This is a genomic window from Moraxella sp. CTOTU46934, from assembly GCF_031979465.1.
In the GTDB taxonomy this organism is placed as follows: domain Bacteria; phylum Pseudomonadota; class Gammaproteobacteria; order Pseudomonadales; family Moraxellaceae; genus Faucicola; species Faucicola tetraodonis.
This window is the reverse complement of sequence record NZ_DALZEG010000004.1, coordinates 168,125-185,939: the sequence shown is the minus strand read 5'-3', so window position 1 is coordinate 185,939 and position 17,815 is coordinate 168,125. Positions and strand designations below refer to the sequence as shown.

Annotated in this window: 14 protein-coding genes and 1 pseudogene; 14 read left to right on the top strand and 1 reads right to left on the bottom strand. The window is 47.0% G+C overall.

Going from position 1 to position 17,815, the window contains the following annotated elements:
• Window positions 1–108 precede the first annotated feature (108 nt).
• The 13 genes and pseudogenes from RTN07_RS05545 (at window position 109) to urtE (ending at window position 14,306) form a co-directional block, all read left to right on the top strand.
• Window positions 109–1,071 carry a DMT family transporter gene (locus RTN07_RS05545; RefSeq protein WP_227522658.1) on the top strand — a complete coding sequence of 321 codons (963 nt, stop codon included), beginning with the start codon at window positions 109–111 and terminating at the stop codon, window positions 1,069–1,071.
• A 128-nt stretch (window positions 1,072–1,199) separates the two neighbouring features.
• Window positions 1,200–2,144, top strand: coding sequence for an urease accessory protein UreD (locus RTN07_RS05540; protein WP_312176430.1), 945 nt, complete (start codon window positions 1,200–1,202; stop codon window positions 2,142–2,144).
• Between the two features lie 50 nt (window positions 2,145–2,194).
• Window positions 2,195–2,497, top strand: coding sequence for an urease subunit gamma (gene ureA, locus RTN07_RS05535; protein ID WP_060995978.1), 303 nt, complete (start codon window positions 2,195–2,197; stop codon window positions 2,495–2,497).
• Between the two features lie 24 nt (window positions 2,498–2,521).
• Window positions 2,522–4,642 (top strand): urease subunit alpha, encoded by a 2,121-nt coding sequence (gene ureC / locus RTN07_RS05530; protein WP_312176427.1) that lies wholly within the window; start codon window positions 2,522–2,524, stop codon window positions 4,640–4,642.
• 238 nt (window positions 4,643–4,880) lie between these two features.
• Window positions 4,881–5,441: an urease accessory protein UreE gene (ureE, locus tag RTN07_RS05525; RefSeq protein ID WP_312176425.1), complete on the top strand. Its 561-nt coding sequence runs from the start codon at window positions 4,881–4,883 to the stop codon at window positions 5,439–5,441.
• Complete coding sequence (locus RTN07_RS05520) at window positions 5,438–6,274, top strand: urease accessory protein UreF (RefSeq protein ID WP_312176422.1); 837 nt, start codon at window positions 5,438–5,440, stop codon at window positions 6,272–6,274. Before ureE ends, RTN07_RS05520 begins: the two co-directional genes overlap by 4 nt.
• A gap of 50 nt (window positions 6,275–6,324) precedes the next feature.
• Complete coding sequence (gene ureG / locus RTN07_RS05515; protein ID WP_312176420.1) at window positions 6,325–7,026, top strand: urease accessory protein UreG; 702 nt, start codon at window positions 6,325–6,327, stop codon at window positions 7,024–7,026.
• Between the two features lie 27 nt (window positions 7,027–7,053).
• On the top strand, window positions 7,054–7,698 hold the full coding sequence (locus tag RTN07_RS05510; RefSeq protein ID WP_312176418.1) for a HupE/UreJ family protein: 645 nt from the start codon (window positions 7,054–7,056) through the stop codon (window positions 7,696–7,698).
• 593 nt (window positions 7,699–8,291) lie between these two features.
• The gene (gene urtA, locus RTN07_RS05505) at window positions 8,292–9,545 is read left to right on the top strand and encodes an urea ABC transporter substrate-binding protein (RefSeq protein WP_312176452.1); all 1,254 of its coding nucleotides are present in this window, start codon (window positions 8,292–8,294) and stop codon (window positions 9,543–9,545) included.
• Window positions 9,546–9,902: 357 nt separating this feature from the next.
• On the top strand, window positions 9,903–11,495 hold the full coding sequence (urtB, locus tag RTN07_RS05500) for an urea ABC transporter permease subunit UrtB (protein ID WP_312176449.1): 1,593 nt from the start codon (window positions 9,903–9,905) through the stop codon (window positions 11,493–11,495).
• Between the two features lie 18 nt (window positions 11,496–11,513).
• A pseudogene (urtC, locus tag RTN07_RS05495) lies at window positions 11,514–12,563 on the top strand (urea ABC transporter permease subunit UrtC); the annotation flags it as partial.
• Window positions 12,564–12,779: 216 nt separating this feature from the next.
• On the top strand, window positions 12,780–13,598 hold the full coding sequence (gene urtD / locus RTN07_RS05490) for an urea ABC transporter ATP-binding protein UrtD (RefSeq protein WP_100274212.1): 819 nt from the start codon (window positions 12,780–12,782) through the stop codon (window positions 13,596–13,598).
• Between the two features lie 9 nt (window positions 13,599–13,607).
• Complete coding sequence (gene urtE, locus RTN07_RS05485) at window positions 13,608–14,306, top strand: urea ABC transporter ATP-binding subunit UrtE (RefSeq protein ID WP_312176415.1); 699 nt, start codon at window positions 13,608–13,610, stop codon at window positions 14,304–14,306.
• A 115-nt stretch (window positions 14,307–14,421) separates the two neighbouring features.
• Here urtE and fumC read toward each other — a convergent pair whose 3' ends face one another.
• Window positions 14,422–15,849 carry a class II fumarate hydratase gene (gene fumC / locus RTN07_RS05480; protein WP_284035029.1) on the bottom strand — a complete coding sequence of 476 codons (1,428 nt, stop codon included), beginning with the start codon at window positions 15,847–15,849 and terminating at the stop codon, window positions 14,422–14,424.
• Window positions 15,850–16,280: 431 nt separating this feature from the next.
• On the opposite strand from fumC, the gene RTN07_RS05475 reads away from it, so the two are divergent.
• The gene (locus RTN07_RS05475) at window positions 16,281–17,657 is read left to right on the top strand and encodes an MATE family efflux transporter (RefSeq protein WP_095356664.1); all 1,377 of its coding nucleotides are present in this window, start codon (window positions 16,281–16,283) and stop codon (window positions 17,655–17,657) included.
• The last annotated feature ends 158 nt before the right edge of the window (window positions 17,658–17,815 follow it).

Genomic DNA, 17,815 nt, shown 5'->3' with positions numbered 1-17,815 from the left:
GTTATCAATAACCCCATCAAGTTTATTTAAGTTTTTTCCCAAAGTGGTTTTAGCCAACCTTGTTTGCTAGAATCACTTTTTTTATCCCCCATTTTTTAGGAATTGCCAGTGACTCGTAAACCCGCTTTCGCTACCAACCAATCCCCTAACACGCGCAATCATGCGACGATGGGTGGCTTGCAAGTCATTGTGGCGGCTATCTGTTGGGGCACGCTGGGTATCTTTACTACCTATCTACATCAACTGGGTTTTGATAGTGTGCAAATTGCCATTTTAAGAGTGGTGACGGCTGCTATGATGCTACTGATGTTATTGCCATCGTTGTGGACATCTATTAGGCAGTTATCAGTCGGCGAGATATTACAGTTGAGCTTGCAATCGTTGATTGGCGTGCTAGGCATGACGGTTTGCTATTTTATCGCGGTCAATTTTGTGGGGGCGGGCATTGCGGTATCGCTACTATATACGGCGCCGATTTTTAGTTTGGTACTGGCATTTTTTTTATTAAAAGAACCGATAACAAAAAAATCATTTACCTTAGCTTGCATCGCGGTATTAGGCGTGGCACTGACAACGCTGAGTGAGAACTTTACATTGAGTTGGGGGATTGTGTTTGGTCTATTGTCTGGGGTGTGCTATTCACTGTATGGCATTTTAGGAAAAAAAGCCTTACACAAACACTATCCACCGACCTTGGTGTTTTTTAGCTCAGTGGTGATTAGTGCCATGGCTTTATTATTGCTACCGATGACCTATCAAACTTATGCCAAAGCGTTTACCATGCCTGCCATTACTTGGTTGTGGGTGATGGGGCTAAGCCTAGTGGGTACCGTGATTCCGTTTTTCTTGTATATGTCAGCCCTGCACAAACTCCCTGCAACCAAAGCCTCGGTATTCACCGTGTTTGAACCGTTTACCGCGATTGTATTGTCGATCGTATTACTGCACCAATCGCTCAATGGCATGCAGTACTCAGGGATGGTATTAATCCTTTTAGCCACCCTCCTAAACTCTATCAAATTGCCCATGCAGCGGCATCGGCAACTGACAGAAGTCGATACTCAAGTCTAATAACAGCCCAAACCGTGTAAACATTCCTGATTTGGGCTTCACCATGTTGGTATCAATGCTCACTGCCCCAATGTGGCACAGCCCTTGCATTCTATCTAACTATATATTTTTCATATAGTTAGATAGATATGGCTTGGCACTCAGTCCTTACCTTAGCTTTTGACACCCAACATGCAGGTGAGCATGCTCGCACCAATTTGGTACAACGCCACCACCAAGGCGCCTTGCGGGTACAAAAAGCCTTGTATCCTGAAAGCGGTGAACAGCAAGGTATTTGTCATGTCATCATGCTGTATCCACCCGCAGGCATCGCCTTAGGCGATAAACTCGATATTGACATTGGCGTAAAACATCACGCCCACGCCGTGATTACCACGCCAGGGGCAAATAAATGGTACGGTAATTTACCGAGTTACACCGCTAACAAGCAAACCGATGACAGTCCGCCAACCAAAAAACTCGAAAAATCTCAAACAACCCAAGAAGATTTAAATAGTTATGCCGCGCAAAATTTCACAGTTTATCTGCAAGACGACAGCCGTTTTGAATGGCTACCGCAAGAAAACTGTTTTTATAACGCAAGTTTTGCCCATGCCACCAATCAGTTTTTTATCAGCCCAGCTGCCAGTGTTATCGCTTGGGAAATTAACCTGTTAGGGCGAGAGCATCATGGCGAGCGCTACAGTACAGGCGAGATGCGGTTATCAAACCTATTTTGGCGCGTGGATGAGCAGCCCAAATTGCTGCTTGCTGATACCTTACATCACTGTGCCGAACACGATTGGTTTGGCTCACCCGTGGGTCTAAATAACCATACCGTCTTTGCCAGCTTATGGGTTGTGCCAAGTGTTGATGCGCAAAAACAGCTGATTGACTGGGTCAAACAATTACGTTTATTTATCGACCACCATAGCTTGCCTGTCTCTTGCACCCAAACAGGGGAGGTGATGATTATTCGCTATTTGGGGGATGATGTCCGCCAATGTTTTGACAGTTTTGGTGCAGTCCGCGGTGAAATTCGCACTTTAATGTGGCAACAAGCCAGCCATTTGCCCCGAATTTGGGCAACCTAATGGCAGTGAAGGTCTAATTTTTAACACTGAAAAAATAATTGGAGTAACCCATGCATTTAACCCCCGCCGAAAAAGATAAATTACTCATTTTTACCGCAGGACTGGTTGCCGAGCGCCGCAAACAACGTGGCTTAAAACTTAACTATCCAGAAGCAATAGCCTATATCAGTATGTTGGTGCTCGAAGGCGCAAGAGAGGGCAAAACAGTGGCACAGTTGATGGGCGAAGGCACCACGTGGCTTAGGGTTGAGGATGTGATGGATGGTATCGCCGAGATGATTGACGATGTGCAAGTGGAAGCCACCTTTCCAGATGGTACCAAACTGGTGACCATTCACCAACCGATTGTGTAATTTAAACAGTATAAGAGGTAAACCATGAAAGTTGGCGAATATAAGCTAAAAGACCAAGCCATTATCCTAAATGAAGGGCGCGCCGTCCAAACTATTTTGGTCAAAAATACCGGCGACAGACCGATTCAAATCGGCTCTCACTACCATTTTGCCGAAGCCAATGACGCACTGGCGTTTGACCGTGACAAGGCGCTTGGGTTTCGCTTAAATATCTTATCGGGTACAGCAGTGCGTTTTGAGCCAGGGCAAGCGCGATCAGTCGAACTGGTCGAGTTTGGTGGCAATAAGGCGATTTTTGGGTTTGCTGGGCGGGTGATGGGGCAAGCCACCGCATCTGTGGATACCGCAAGTTTACCAAAATCACAAAAATCCGTACCCCGCCAAATGTATGCCGAGCATTTTGGCTTAACCGTGGGCGATAAACTGCGTCTTGCTGATACCGAGCTGTGGCTCGAAGTGGAAAAAGACTTTACCAGCTATGGTGAAGAGGTCAAATTTGGTGGTGGCAAAGTGATTCGTGATGGCATGGGGCAAGGGCAGCGCCCATTTGCTGAGGTGGCTGATACCGTGATTACCAACGCGCTTATTTTGGATTATACCGGGATTTATAAAGCCGATGTGGCAATAAAAGACAGCCGAATTTGGGCGATTGGCAAGGCGGGCAACCCCGATGTTCAATCCAATGTCACCATCGCCATTGGCGCAAGCACCGAGATTATTGCAGGTGAAGGCAAAATTTTGACCGCGGGCGGGATTGACACCCATATTCACTTTATCGCGCCACAGCAAGCGGAGGTTGCCTTAATGTCTGGGGTAACCACCATGATTGGCGGTGGTTCAGGGCCTGCCCAAGGCACGCTTGCCACCACATGCACCAACGGCAAATACCATATCGAAACCATGCTCAAAGCCCTTGATGATATGCCCATGAACATTGGGCTACTGGGCAAAGGCAATGTTAGCTTGCCGCAGCCGATTATCGAGCAAATCGAAGCGGGCGTGGTCGGGCTAAAACTGCATGAAGACTGGGGCACCACGCCGCAAGCGATTGATAACTGCTTGAGCGTTGCCGAAGAGTATGATGTGCAAGTGGCGATTCACACCGATACGCTCAACGAAAGTGGCTATCTAGAAAGCACGCTAAATGCCTTTAAAGACCGCTGTATTCACACCTTTCACACTGAAGGCGCAGGCGGCGGGCACGCCCCTGATATTTTGCGGGCGATTGGCGAGCCGCATGTGTTGCCGTCTTCGACCAACCCCACACGTCCGTTTACTATCAACACCATTGATGAGCATCTCGACATGCTGATGGTGTGTCACCATTTGAGCCCTGCGATTGCCGAAGATATTGCCTTTGCTGAGAGCCGTATCCGCCAAGAAACCATCGCCGCTGAAGATATTTTGCACGATTTGGGGGCAATCTCGATGATGAGTAGCGATTCGCAAGCGATGGGACGGGTGGGCGAGGTGATTATCCGCACTTGGCAAACGGCGGATAAAATGAAACGCCAACGCGGATTTTTAGCACCCGACACAGTGAGCCAAAATGCGTCTAACAGTGAGCTTCATGACATCGACCCAGTGACAGAAGATACAGTGACCGAAGATACAGTGACAGAAAATGACAATTTTCGCATTAAACGCTATATCGCCAAATATACCATTAATCCTGCCATTACCCACGGTATTGCCGAGGAAGTCGGTTCGGTAGAAGTCGGTAAATGGGCGGATTTGGTGCTATGGTCGCCCAAATTCTTTGGGGTGAAACCTGTCACGATTTTAAAAGGTGGTAGCATCGCCGCTTATCCGATGGGTGATATCAATGCCTCCATCCCAACCCCGCAGCCGGTGCATTATCGTCCAATGTTCGCAAGCCTTGGCAAAGCCACCCACCAAACCAGTATCACCTTTGTATCCAAAATCGCCTTTGATAATAACATCCAACACAAACTTGGTTTGCAAAAAGTGATTCGCCCTGTGCAGGGTATTCGTAACATTCGCAAAAAAGATATGCGGTTTAATAGCTATTGCCCCGAGATGTCGATTAACCCAGAAACCTATGAAGTGCGGGCGGATGGTGAGCTTCTCACTTGCGAGCCGTCGGCTGTGTTACCAATGGCACAGCGGTATTTCTTGTTTTAAAAGTGATTTTAGCTATGAATGCCAATGTGATGACTAGAACCGAACAATCCCATCTGTGATGGATGTGGCAGTGAGTTTTTTAACAATGTATCGCCAATGAAAAATCTTTGCCCAAACTGTTCGCATTTACTGTATGGGCTTAGCAACTGTGAACATCAATTTAAAGAGGGTCGCTGTCAAAAATGCGGTTGTCATGGGCAAACTTCTGAGTAGCTAGAAAATTTAACAAAGGATAGTAATGAAAATTTATAATCAACGGGTGCAACAGTTAACTCACCAACAGCAAGCCGATTTGGTCAACCAACAAGCAAACGGGCAGTTTTTGCAGCTCGACTTTGACACACGCCAGCGGTCACGCTTTCGTGCAACCCTGCAAAATGGTGAAGCGGTCGGTATCGACCTGCCACGAACAGGTACGCTCAAAGACGGTGATGTGGTACAAAATGCGTCAGGCGACATCATACAAATTTTTGCCAAACCGCAAACCCTCACCAAAGTCACCGCCGACAATGCTTTTGAACTGATGCGCGGGGCGTATCATTTGGGCAATCGTCATGTACCTTTGATGTTGGTTCAGCATGACAATGATTACGCCCTGTATTTTGAGCCCGATTATGTACTTGCCGATATGCTGGTGAAATTGGGCTTAACCGTGAGCGAAGTGGAACACGCTTTTGAACCCGAAACAGGGGCATATGGGCATGGCGGGCATTCACATGGACATGATAATCGGTTAAGCCATGCCGACACGCAAAGTGCAATCGTCGGCGATTTAACCAAAGCCACGTTTTTTTCATGAAAACAATGACAACAACGTCGCACCTTACACAGACGGCGCCGCCACAACAATTGCTTAAGCTGATGATGCTGGCGTCGAGCAATTTGCCGATTGGTAGTTATACCTATTCCCAAGGCGTGGAGTCTGCCATTGAGCAAGGTTTTATCCATGATGAAGCCAGTAGTTTGGCGTTTTTGCAGGCGTATCAGCAAGAGGTCTTACTCAATTTTGAACTGCCGCTGATGGCAAGTATGATGCAGCTGTCAGCGCAAAAAAATCACCACAGCTTGGTGGATAGTCTAGCCAATTTTTATGGGGCAAGTCGTGATAGTCATGAGTTTTTATTAGAGAGTCAACAATTGGCACAGGCATTTTGTGCCTGGCTCGATGGCGTGCTCGACCTTGCGATGCCACAAGATTGGATAGCGCAAGGCTATTTACCGTTATTCGCTCGCTTGGCGTATTTTTGGCAACTGCCCATAGCCGATAGCCTGACGACCTATGCGTTTGCTCAAATGGAAAATCTGACCTTGGCGATTGTCAAAACCTTACCGCTGGGACAAATGGCAGGGCAACGTATCATTTGGCAATTGGGGCAAGCGATGGATGAACCGATTGCCAAGCTTTGCCAAACGCAAGCCAGCAAAGTCAAAACGGCATTGACAGCCATCCATCATCAGCAAGCGGTTGTGGCTAAGCTACAAGACATTGCGCCACAATTTTTACAGGCACAGCAGCATGCCCAAACATTACTGATTTTAATCAACCACTTGCAACTATCAGCGTCTGTACCGTCGTTGGCAGAATTATCCTGTCATCATGAACAACAATATAGTCGTCTGTTTCGTTCCTAAAACCGCTGTCTTTAACAACCCGTCTTTAACATCAATCACAAGGAAACCCCATGACTGGCTTTATCCAAAAAACCCCAACCCAACAACCTCGCTTATCCCCGTTACGCCTTGGCATTGGCGGGCCTGTTGGCTCTGGCAAAACCGCTTTGACCTTGAGTCTGTGTCGCCGTCTCAAAGATGTGTACAACATGGCGGTGATTACCAACGATATTTATACCAAAGAAGATTCGGAGTTTTTGACCCGCCACGATGCCATGCCCGCTGAGCGGATTATCGGCGTGGAAACGGGCGGCTGTCCGCATACAGCGATTCGTGAAGATGCGTCGATTAATCTTAATGCCGTGGCCACCTTGCAAAATCGCTTTGACGGTCTTGAGCTGATTATCATTGAGTCGGGCGGTGATAACTTGGCGGCGACCTTTAGCCCAGAGTTGTCGGATTTGACTATTTATGTGATTGATGTGAGTGCAGGCGACAAAATCCCCCGGAAAGGTGGTCCCGGGATTACCAAATCAGATTTGCTCATTATCAATAAAACCGACCTTGCGCCACTCGTGGGCGCGGATTTGTCGATTATGGACAAAGACGCCAAAAAAATGCGCGGCGATAAGCCGTTTGTGTTTAGCAACATGAAAACTCAAGACGGTTTGGATGACATTATCAAATTTATCCAACAACAGGGCATGCTAAGAGCGCTAGAGATTCCGTCACAGCCGGTACAACATTTACCAAGCTCAAGCGAAAATATGTAAAAAATGCGATAAAATCAAGGAGACATAATGAAAACTTTAACCCAAAAAACAGCATTGGCAACCGCGCTTGTTAGCCTTTCAAGTGTGGCAGTGGCGCATGTCGGTCATGGTTTAACCCATCATGCAGGTGCAAGTTCGGTGGATTTAATGGCTGCCGTCACTGCAGGGCTCATGCACCCTATCTCAGGTCTTGACCACGTGGTGCTTGCGGTTGGCATGGGCATGGTGTTTGCCCGTCACAAAAAACTGGGTTTAGGCTTGTTGGTGACGAGCTTACTGTTAGGCTTTGCTTTGGTGCAACTATCTCATGTGGCGATTGGCTCATCGATTATTGAAGATGCGATTTTGCTATCGGTGGTGTTGACCGCGGTCGCAGTTTTGGCGCAGCGCACCAAGATAGCACAAGCCAATCAAAAAAGCTTTTCGCTCATGATGGCGATCAGCTTATTTGGTTTAACGCTATTTCATGGTATGGCGCATGCCGTGGAGATGCCAGTCAGTAGCGTGAGTCAAGGCTTTGGCTTAGGCATGATAACCGCGATGTCAGCCTTGTTTGCTGTGGGTGCAGGGGTGATGAATTGGGTAAAAGCACAATCCCATGTGCATCCCAAACTGTCTTGGCTACCTTCAATCATGGCGGCATTGGGCATGGCACTGGTATTGGCTAACTAGTGATTAACTAGGGATTAACAACATTTTTGATAAAAAGTGCAAGCTGCCGGGCTTGCACTTTTTTTATGCAACAAATTGGGTAATGTCATAAAGAAATTGGCGATAAAGTGTTATTTAGCGTCAATCAATGCTAGGTGAATGCCATAGGAATGCTAGAGCAATGGCAAATAAATGACAGATGAATGGTAATAGTGCAAAAAACCATTCCAGTTCATCAGATTGGTGAAATCGCTAAGGTCGCCAAAGTTTGCCCATTTTTTACCTAGTAGCAGCATTTAGCCAATGGACGATTGTTTAAAATAAATTTTTTTAACTATACCAATTCAACCTTTTGATTTAATTGAAAAAAAATCCAAAAATAGCTTTTAACAGGCAGATTGGCACACTAATTGAATTGTCACTATAGTCAGTTAAGACAACCAGCAACCGATAGCCAAAGCCTATCCGTTACGCCCTACCTTAAAACGGCAATCCAACTATTTTAGGAGTGACACATGTTAGACAAAAAAACCACCGAGCTAACCACGACTGAGCGTCAATTAAGCCGTCGTGCCTTTGGCAGATCCTTGGTTGCCCTAGCGGTAACGGGCAGTATGATGTTGACAGGTTGTTCAAAACCGCAATCATCAAGTGACGCCAAACCAGCCAGTGGCACGTCAACCACTGCTGCCACCGGTAGTGCCCCTGCCCCTAGCAATGGGGATACCATCAAAGTGGGTATCTTACATTCACTCTCAGGCACCATGGCAATTTCTGAAACATCGCTCAAAGACACCGCATTGATGGCGATTGATGAAATCAATGCCAAAGGTGGGGTGATGGGCAAAAAACTTGAGCCTGTGGTTGTCGACCCTGCCTCAGACTGGCCATTGTTCGCCGAAAAAACACGCCAGCTACTAACACAAGACAAAGTCGCGGTTATTTTTGGTTGCTGGACATCGGTTTCTCGTAAATCCGTGTTGCCTGTGGTTGAAGAATTAAACGGCTTATTATTCTACCCTGTGCAGTACGAAGGACAAGAGCAGTCCAAAAACATCTTTTATACGGGCGCCGCGCCCAACCAACAAGCCATTCCTGCGGTTGAGTACTTGATGTCACCAGAAGGCGGCGGTGCCAAACGCTTCGTCTTACTGGGTACTGACTATGTGTATCCCCGTACCACCAATAAGATTTTACGGGCGTTCTTAAAGTCCAAAGGCGTGGCAGATAGCGACATTATGGAAGAATATACCCCATTTGGCTTTAACAATTACCAAACCATCGTGGGTAATATCAAAAAATTCTCAGCGGGTAAAAAGACCGCGGTTATCTCCACCATCAATGGCGACTCAAACGTCCCCTTCTACCGTGAGCTTGGTAACCAAGGCATCAAAGCGGCGGATATTCCTGTGATGGCGTTCTCTGTGGGCGAAGAAGAACTTCGCGGTATCGACACCACCCCATTAGTCGGACACTTGGCAGCATGGAACTACTTTCAATCGCTCAAAAACCCTGTAAACATCAAGTTTGTGAACGCTTATAAAAAATACGCCATTGACCACAAACTGCCAAATGCCGATAAAGTAGTGACCAATGACCCCATGGAAGCCACCTATGTGGGTATCAATATGTGGAAACAAGCGGTTGAAAAAGCGGGCTCCACCGATGTGGATAAAGTCCGTGCTGCCATGGCAGGTCAAAGCTTTGCCGCGCCATCGGGCTACACGCTAACCATGGATGCCGAAAATCACCACTTACACAAACCTGTGATGATTGGGCAAATCCGTGCCGATGGTCAGTTTGATGTGGTTTACAAAACCAAAGATACCATTAGAGCTGAACCTTGGAGTCCTTATATCCCAAAATAAGTATCCCAAAATAAGTATGACGAAATAAGCCTTTCCAATAAGCTTGAATGAAGTTAACAATCGATGTTGTGACAGCCATACCGCGCATCAATACCCCAGCTGGTATGGCTTATTTTTTTGCCAAAATTTTACGATTTCACCTTTTATTGATTTAAACATTAATCCGTCACACCACCAAACAGATGGACTAATCATACAAACTAAGGAGCGACCATCATGCTCAATGGTAATCATTCTCTCGGGCAGTTTTTGCAAAAAAGTAAAAAAATTGTGCTCGGCATGTCGCTAGCGACCACGATGGGCATTGCGTTGCCAAGCGTGAGTAATGCACAGGCAAGTATCGCTTCGGCAACTACGATGACCCCTACAGCAGCCACAGCAGCCCCAACTACCGCAGCCACCAGCACGGCAGCCACAAGCACGACAGCCAGCGCAGGCGATGATATTCAAAAATTCGTAGCCGCCGATTTTGCAGGGCGTCAAGCCATGCTCAACAACTGGACAGGCACCAGCCAATCCTATGACAAGCTAGTCGAGCTGATTAACAAAGACGAGCTGTACCGTGATGATGCCGGCAATGTCTATACCCTAGAAAATACCGACCAACTCTACCGCTATCCTGCGCATACTTTGGTAAGCAATTGGCCAAGCGACCTAAACCAAGTCACACTCAATAACGCGCTGCGTTCGGCGTTGACCTTAGGGCAAACCAAAGCCAAACTCAAATCCGACGATGCCAGCGAGCGCCTTAAAGCGGTGGATATCCTAGCTGACAATATCGCCACGCTCGATAAAAAAACCGTTGCCGATATTTATGCCAATGAAAAAGACAGTACGGTAAAAGCAGCATTGGCGCAACTGCAAGCGCGTATGGATTTGCAATCGGGCGATGAGATGACCCAGATTGCGGCCTTAAAAACCTTGGCGTCCAGTAACAGTCCCGATGTGTTAGCCGATATCGAAGCGATGGCAAAACAAACCAGCCATTCACCCGAGCTCAAACAAGCCTTACAAACAACCCAAGACAAAGTCAAATCGCGTATCAAAGCCAGTGAGTGGACAGGACACGTGTTTTCTGGCTTTAGTACCGCCAGTATTTTGTTGTTGGCGGCGTTGGGACTTGCTATTACTTACGGTCTATTGGGTGTCATTAACATGGCGCATGGTGAGCTCATTATGATTGGTGCCTATACCACCTATGTGGTGCAAAGTTTTTTTAAAAGCCATTTGGCAGGCTATGTCGATTGGTACATGCTTGCCGCGATTCCGCTGGCGTTTTTGGTGAGCGCCGTCATTGGCATGATTATTGAGCGGGTAGTGATACGTCCGCTATATGGCAGACAGCTAGAAACCTTGCTTGCCACGTTTGGGGTGAGTTTGATTCTGATGCAGTTAGTTCGCATGATTTTTGGGGCGCAAAACGTCGAAGTCTCCAATATTTCATGGCTAAGCGGTGCTGTTGCCTTGACCCCAAGTTTGATGTTGCCATACAACCGTATTGCGATTATCGGTTTTACTATTATCGTATTGTTATTACTGGTGTTTTTACTCAAATACACCCGCTTTGGTCTGTTTGTACGTGCTGTGACCCAAAACCGGCAAATGGCGCGTGCGGTGGGTATTCGCTCGGCGCGTGTCGATATGATGGCATTTGGGCTTGGCTCTGGCTTGGCAGGTTTGGCAGGCTGTGCTTTGGCGCAAGTGGGCAACGTCGGTCCTGATTTGGGGCAAAACTACATCATCGATGCTTTCTTGGTAGTAGTGGTCGGCGGTGTCGGTCAAATTTGGGGGGCAGTACTGGCGGCCTTGGGTCTAGGGGTGAGTGGCACCGTGCTTGAGATTGGCATGGGTGCGGTGATTGCCAAAATTATTTTGTTGGTGCTGGTGGTGCTATTTATCCAAAAACGCCCACAAGGTCTGTTTGCCCTTAAAGGTCGCTTTGTCGAGTAATCATTGGAGAGTTAAAAAATGCGTATTTTACAATTATTTGCAGATAAACCAGTGAGTCGCTTGGCAATTATGGGCTGTTTTGCGGTGTTGATGGTATTGCCTTGGTTGCACCTGCTGCCTGCCGATTCGGCGCTGCATTTATCCGCTTATTGGGTCACTTTGATTGGCAAAATCATGTGTTTGGCGATGGTTGCTTTGGCACTGGATTTGGTATGGGGATATGCGGGGATTTTGAGCCTTGGGCATGGCTTGTACTTTGCCCTTGGCGGGTATGCAATGGGTATGTATTTGATGCGCCAAGCATCAGGCAACAGCTTGCCGGAGTTTATGCGGTTTTTGAGCTGGGATAAAATGCCTTGGTTTTGGGCAGGCACAGATAACTTTGCTTGGGCGGCGATATTGGTCGTGTTAGTGCCGGCAGTGGTGGCTTTTATATTTGGGTTTTTTGCCTTTCGCTCAAAAATCAAAGACGTGTATTTCTCGATTATCACCCAAGCCATGGTGTTTGCCGCATCGCTCCTATTTTTCCGTAACGAAACTGGGTTTGGCGGTAACAACGGTTTTACCGGGTTTAAAACCATCTTGGGCATGGACATCGCTGCTCCCATGACGCGTACCTTGCTATGTTTTGCCACAGCATTGGTGCTGATGCTTGCCTACCTTGGCTTACGTTATTTGATGCACAAGCCGTATGGTCGCGTACTGGGCGCCGTGCGTGATAGCGAAAACCGTTTGCAATACCTTGGCTATCGTACCCTATGGTACAAGCTATCTGCATGGGTGTTATCGGCGATTATCGCAGGGATTGCTGGCGCGTTGTATGTGCCACAAGTGGGCATTATCAACCCCAGTGAGATGAACCCTGTCAACTCGATTGAAATGGCGGTTTGGGTCGCCACAGGTGGACGCGGCACGCTGATCGGGGCGATATTGGGCGCAGGTGTGGTCAATGCGGTGAAAACTTACTTTACCGTGGCATATCCCGAAGCTTGGCTATTGATTTTGGGCGGGTTGTTTGTGGTCGTCACCTTGTTTTTACCCAAAGGCATTATTGGTCTATTGGACAAAATCACGCATGGCAAAAAAACGGTCGAGCCAAGCGTAAAAAATATGGAAACAAACCAAGAAACAAACATAGAAGCAAAAAAAGAATCTTAGGCTTCAGGGGCTTCAGGGTCGGCAGCGGCGTCATGCTGACCGCCTGCAACCCAGTAGTTAGTTTGATTGTACCCGATGACTAATACCCCATTAACACCCTATTAATAACACATCAAAGAGTCTGTTATGAATACAAAAGATAATAATATCAATGACTTTGCTGAGAGTAACTACGGACGGCTAAAGTCACAAGAAGCGGATTTTAGCAAAGGCATCGCCCTATATATGGAAGATGTCAGCGTGTGGTTTGATAAATTCCGCGCCTTAAACAACTTATCTTTGTACATCAAAGAAGGCGAGCTGCGTTGTATCATCGGACCTAACGGTGCGGGCAAAACCACGCTGATGGACGTGATTACCGGTAAAACTCGCCCCACGGAAGGGTCAGTGTATTTTGGACAAACCCACAATCTTGCCAGCATGACCACCGAGCAAATTGCCGAAGCTGGCATTGGGCGAAAATTTCAAAAACCCACGGTGTTTGAAAATTTTACCGTCATGGAGAACCTACTGCTTGCCGCACCCAAAGATAAGCGGGTCAAAAAAAGCCTGTTTAGCAAGCTTGACCCAGATGCGCAAAATGCCCTTGAGCAGACTTTAGCGACGATTCGCTTGGGTGAGTTTGTCAATAAACCTGCAGGATTGTTGTCGCACGGGCAAAAACAATGGCTGGAGATTGGGATGCTACTGATGCAGCGCCCCAAGCTGATTTTGCTCGATGAGCCAGTGGCAGGCATGACCGATGCCGAAACCGAACGCACCGCCGAGCTATGTTTGGAGCTCAAAAAAGACCATACCTTGGTGGTGGTTGAACATGACATGAGCTTTATTGACACCATCAGCGAGCAAGTGACGGTATTGGCGCAAGGGGCGATTTTGGCAGAAGGGACGCTTGCTGAAGTACAAGCCAACGACGATGTCATCGAAAAATATCTAGGGCGATAGGGGATAGCGATGTTAGAAGTAAACACAATCAATCAATATTATGGCGGTAGTCATATTCTGCGCGATGTCAGTTTGACCGCGCCTGTGGGTGAGTGTTCTGTGGTACTCGGTCGCAATGGCGTGGGTAAAACCACACTGTTAAAGTGCCTGATGGGGGTTTTACCGATTAAATCGGGTCAAATTTTGCTGGAGGGCAAAGACATCAGCAAATTATCGCCCGAAAACCGCGTGCGCGCAGGCATGGCATATGTGCCACAAGGGCGAGATATTTTCTCAACCTTAACCGTAGAAGAAAATATCTTGATTGGCATGGCAAAGTTTAAAGGCAGCAAAGCCAAAAAAGTCCCAAACCATTTGTACGAGATTTTTCCTGTGCTCGATGAAATGAGCCAGCGCCGCGGCGGTGACTTGTCAGGCGGTCAGCAACAACAATTAGCGATAGCCAGGGCGCTGGCTTCTGAGCCACGGGTGCTAATTTTGGACGAGCCGACCGAAGGGATTCAGCCATCGATTATCAAAGATATCGGACGGGTGATTCGTCGCTTGGCTGACCAAGGCGATATGGCGATTATTTTGGTCGAGCAGTTTTATGACTTTGCCGAAGAACTTGCCGACAATTATACGGTTATGGCACGGGGACAAGTCATTGCCCAAGGCATGGGCGGTGATATGGCAGAAAAAGGCATCAGAGAGCTAGTGGCGATTTAGTAAATAGCCAAGATGCGAGCGTTAGCTTTTAGCCAGATGGCTGTCATCTGGCTAAAAATTTACTGATAAAAATTGATTTATCAAACAATGGGATTATGCCCCATCAACGCTTATATCACTTTGGACTAGTCATGGCTTCAGGTTTGACCCATTCATCAAATTGGGCGTCAGTCAATAAACCCAGTTCAACGGCAACTTGTTTTAAGGTTTTATTTTCTTTATAAGCAGTCTTGGCAATTTTTGCTGCATTTTCATAGCCGACATGGCGATTGAGTGCGGTGACTAACATCAATGAGTTGTGTAGGAAATAATCAATTTTTTCTGTCACAGGCTCGATGCCTACCGCGCAATGGTCATTGAAACTGTCACAAGTATCGGCAAGTAAGCGAATCGATTGTAGTAGGTTGTAGCCGATGACTGGCATAAACACATTGAGTTCAAAATTACCCGAAGCCCCCGCCATATTGATGGTGACATCGTTACCCATCACTTGCGCGACGACCATCGTCATGGCTTCAGACTGGGTCGGATTGACTTTACCTGGCATGATGGATGAGCCTGGCTCATTTTCAGGGATTTTAAGCTCACCAATCCCACATCTAGGACCTGAAGCCAGCCAGCGCACATCATTGGCAATTTTATTAAGGCTCGCTGCCAAAGTTTTTAGGGCACCTGAGGCAAAAACCTCAGCGTCTCTGGCCGCTAACGCTTCAAATTTATTGGGCGCCGTGACAAACGGCACATCGGTCAACGCAGCTAAGGTTTGCGCGACCTGCTCGGCATAATCGGGGTGAGCGTTTAATCCTGTACCGACTGCAGTACCGCCTAAAGGCAGTTCATACAGACCTTGTAGCGCGGCATCCAGACGAATGAGCGCATGATCTAACTGACTGACATAGCCGCTAAACTCTTGTCCTAGCGTCAAAGGGGTGGCATCTTGCAGATGGGTGCGTCCGATTTTTACAATGCCAGCAAACTGCTCAGATTTGCTTGCTAAGGTGTCCCGCAGTTTTTGCACCGCGGGGATAAGCAGATAGACAATCTGACGCGCCGCCGCTACCCGAATCGCGGTGGGAAAGCTGTCATTGGTAGACTGAGCATGATTGACATCGTCATTGGGATGAATCGGCTGATAACGACCTTTGCTTTGACCGGCAAGTTCATTGGCGCGGTTGGCAAGCACTTCATTCATGTTCATGTTTGACTGGGTGCCAGAGCCTGTCTGCCAAACCACCAAAGGAAATTGGTCACGCAGTGCCCCGTTGATGATTTCATCGGCGGCCTGCACGATAAGGTCACGTTTATCATCACTGATACGCCCTAATTTGGCATTGGTGATGGCGGCGGCTTTTTTGACCAGTGCCATGGCTTCAATCAGCGGCTGTGGTAAGGTTTCGCCACCGATTTTAAAGTTATTGCGGCTACGCTCGGTTTGCGCGCCCCAGTAAGCATCTATAGGGACATTAACGGCGCCCATGGTGTCTTTTTCGCTGCGAAATTGCTGGATATCGGTTTGGTTATCGGTTTGGTTATCGGTTGTCATTATTGTTCTCTTTTTTAGTGAATTTTTTGATTCTGTCATTATCAAAGCGGCTGGTTATCGCCACTTATGCACCAAAGCACATATGCCCCAAAGTACAAGGTAAAGTTTAACAGAGTTATCAACCAGAAAAGTTTGAGAATATGTGTCGTTTGTTATCTTTGTTAAAGTAAGCGGTAAAATGACGGGTGATAACGAAAGATAGTTAACATTTTATTGCGATATGTTGTTGAGCAATCGTTTACTATGAACGAAATTTTGCCAGCGTCAGTAGATTTTTGGCCTGTCGATACGCTTTGTTTTGCTATCTAACACTGTATAAAACTTACCTAGCAGGTCAGTAATAAAAAAATAATTAAAATAGCCATCGTTATCATTATCATCATTAAGCAATTATTATTAAGAAGCAATTATCATTAAGTAAATTTGACGGTATGAAAAAATCACAACAACTTCCAGATTTTAGTTCGGTCGGCACGCTATGGCGACCGTTTTTGTTTTTCTTGTTGCCTTTACTGCTGACCAACATCTTGCAATCGCTGTCAGGGACGATTAATACCATTTTTGTTGGGCAGATGCTAGGGGTACAAGCGATTGCCGCCGTATCGGTGTTTGCCCCAGTGCTGTTTTTTTTGATGGCATTTATCATCGGTATCGCTTCAGGCTCATCGATTTTGGTAGGGCAGGCTTGGGGTGCCAAAGAGTTGGATTTGGTCAAACGAATTACCGGCAATAGCTTTGCAATTATTTTGATATTAGGGGTGATGATTGCGATTACGGGCAGCTTGCTCAGTCAATTGATTATTGTGCAGATGGGCGTCCCTGCTGAGATTCAAGGCTTGGCAAACCGTTATGCCAAATTGATGTTAGCAGGAAGTCCGCTACTGTTTTTATTTATCGCTTATACTTCGTTATTGCGCGGGGTGGGCGATTCGGTGACGCCCTTGTTTGCCGTGGGTATTTCTATTGTGATTGGGATTGTGGTGACGCCTGCGCTCATTCAAGGTTGGTTTGGGTTACCCAAGCTAGATATCCAAGCCCCTGCCATTGCGACTTTATTGTCACAGCTGTTGGTATTGCTGTTTTTGTTTTTTTATACCCGTGCCAAAAATCACCCCTTACAAATTGATACTCAATTACTCAAATATATACGCATCCAACCCGACATCGCGCGTAAAGTGATTCGGCTGGGGTTGCCTACCGCGTTTCAGATGGTCACGGGCGCGATATCTGGCTTGGTGATTATTGGGCTGGTCAATGGCTTTGGTACCAATGCTACCGCAGCTTATGGCGCAGTCAACCAAGTGTTGAGCTATGTGCAATTTCCTGCCATGTCGATTGCGATAGCGGCATCAATTTATGCCTCGCAAGCGATTGGCGCAGGTAAAGCGAGTGCCTTAAACTGCGTCACTCGCACTGCCATGTTGACCAATCTCATTATTACGGGTGGGTTGATTGTTTTGGCGTATCTTTTTTCCCGTTATTTGATGGCGATGTTTATCACGGTGGAAGGCGTGATTGTATTAGCGCAGCAGTTATTGCACATTGTGTTATGGAGTTTGCTTTTTTTTAGCAGTGGCATGATTTTTAGTGGCATGATGCGCGCTACTGGGATGGTGTGGCAGCCTATGTTTATCAGTATCGGCACTATCTTATTGGTAGAGATTCCCAGTGCGATTTTACTCAGTCGTCATTTTGGACTGCAAGGCATTTGGTGGGCGTATGTGGCGAACTTTATAGTGATGAGCGTTTTACAAGGCTTGTATTACCAATTTGTTTGGAAGAAAAAAGCGGTCGAGCGATTGGTGTAAGTAGTATTTATTTCAATCTGGCAAAAGTAAGCCATCTAGATACCGACAGCGACTATTGTCCAAAACCGCCGCATACGCTAAGCTTAGATAATGATATAGCGAGATTTTGCTGTATCATTATCTTGCGGCTGCAGCGCTTGACATCCCAACAAACAATC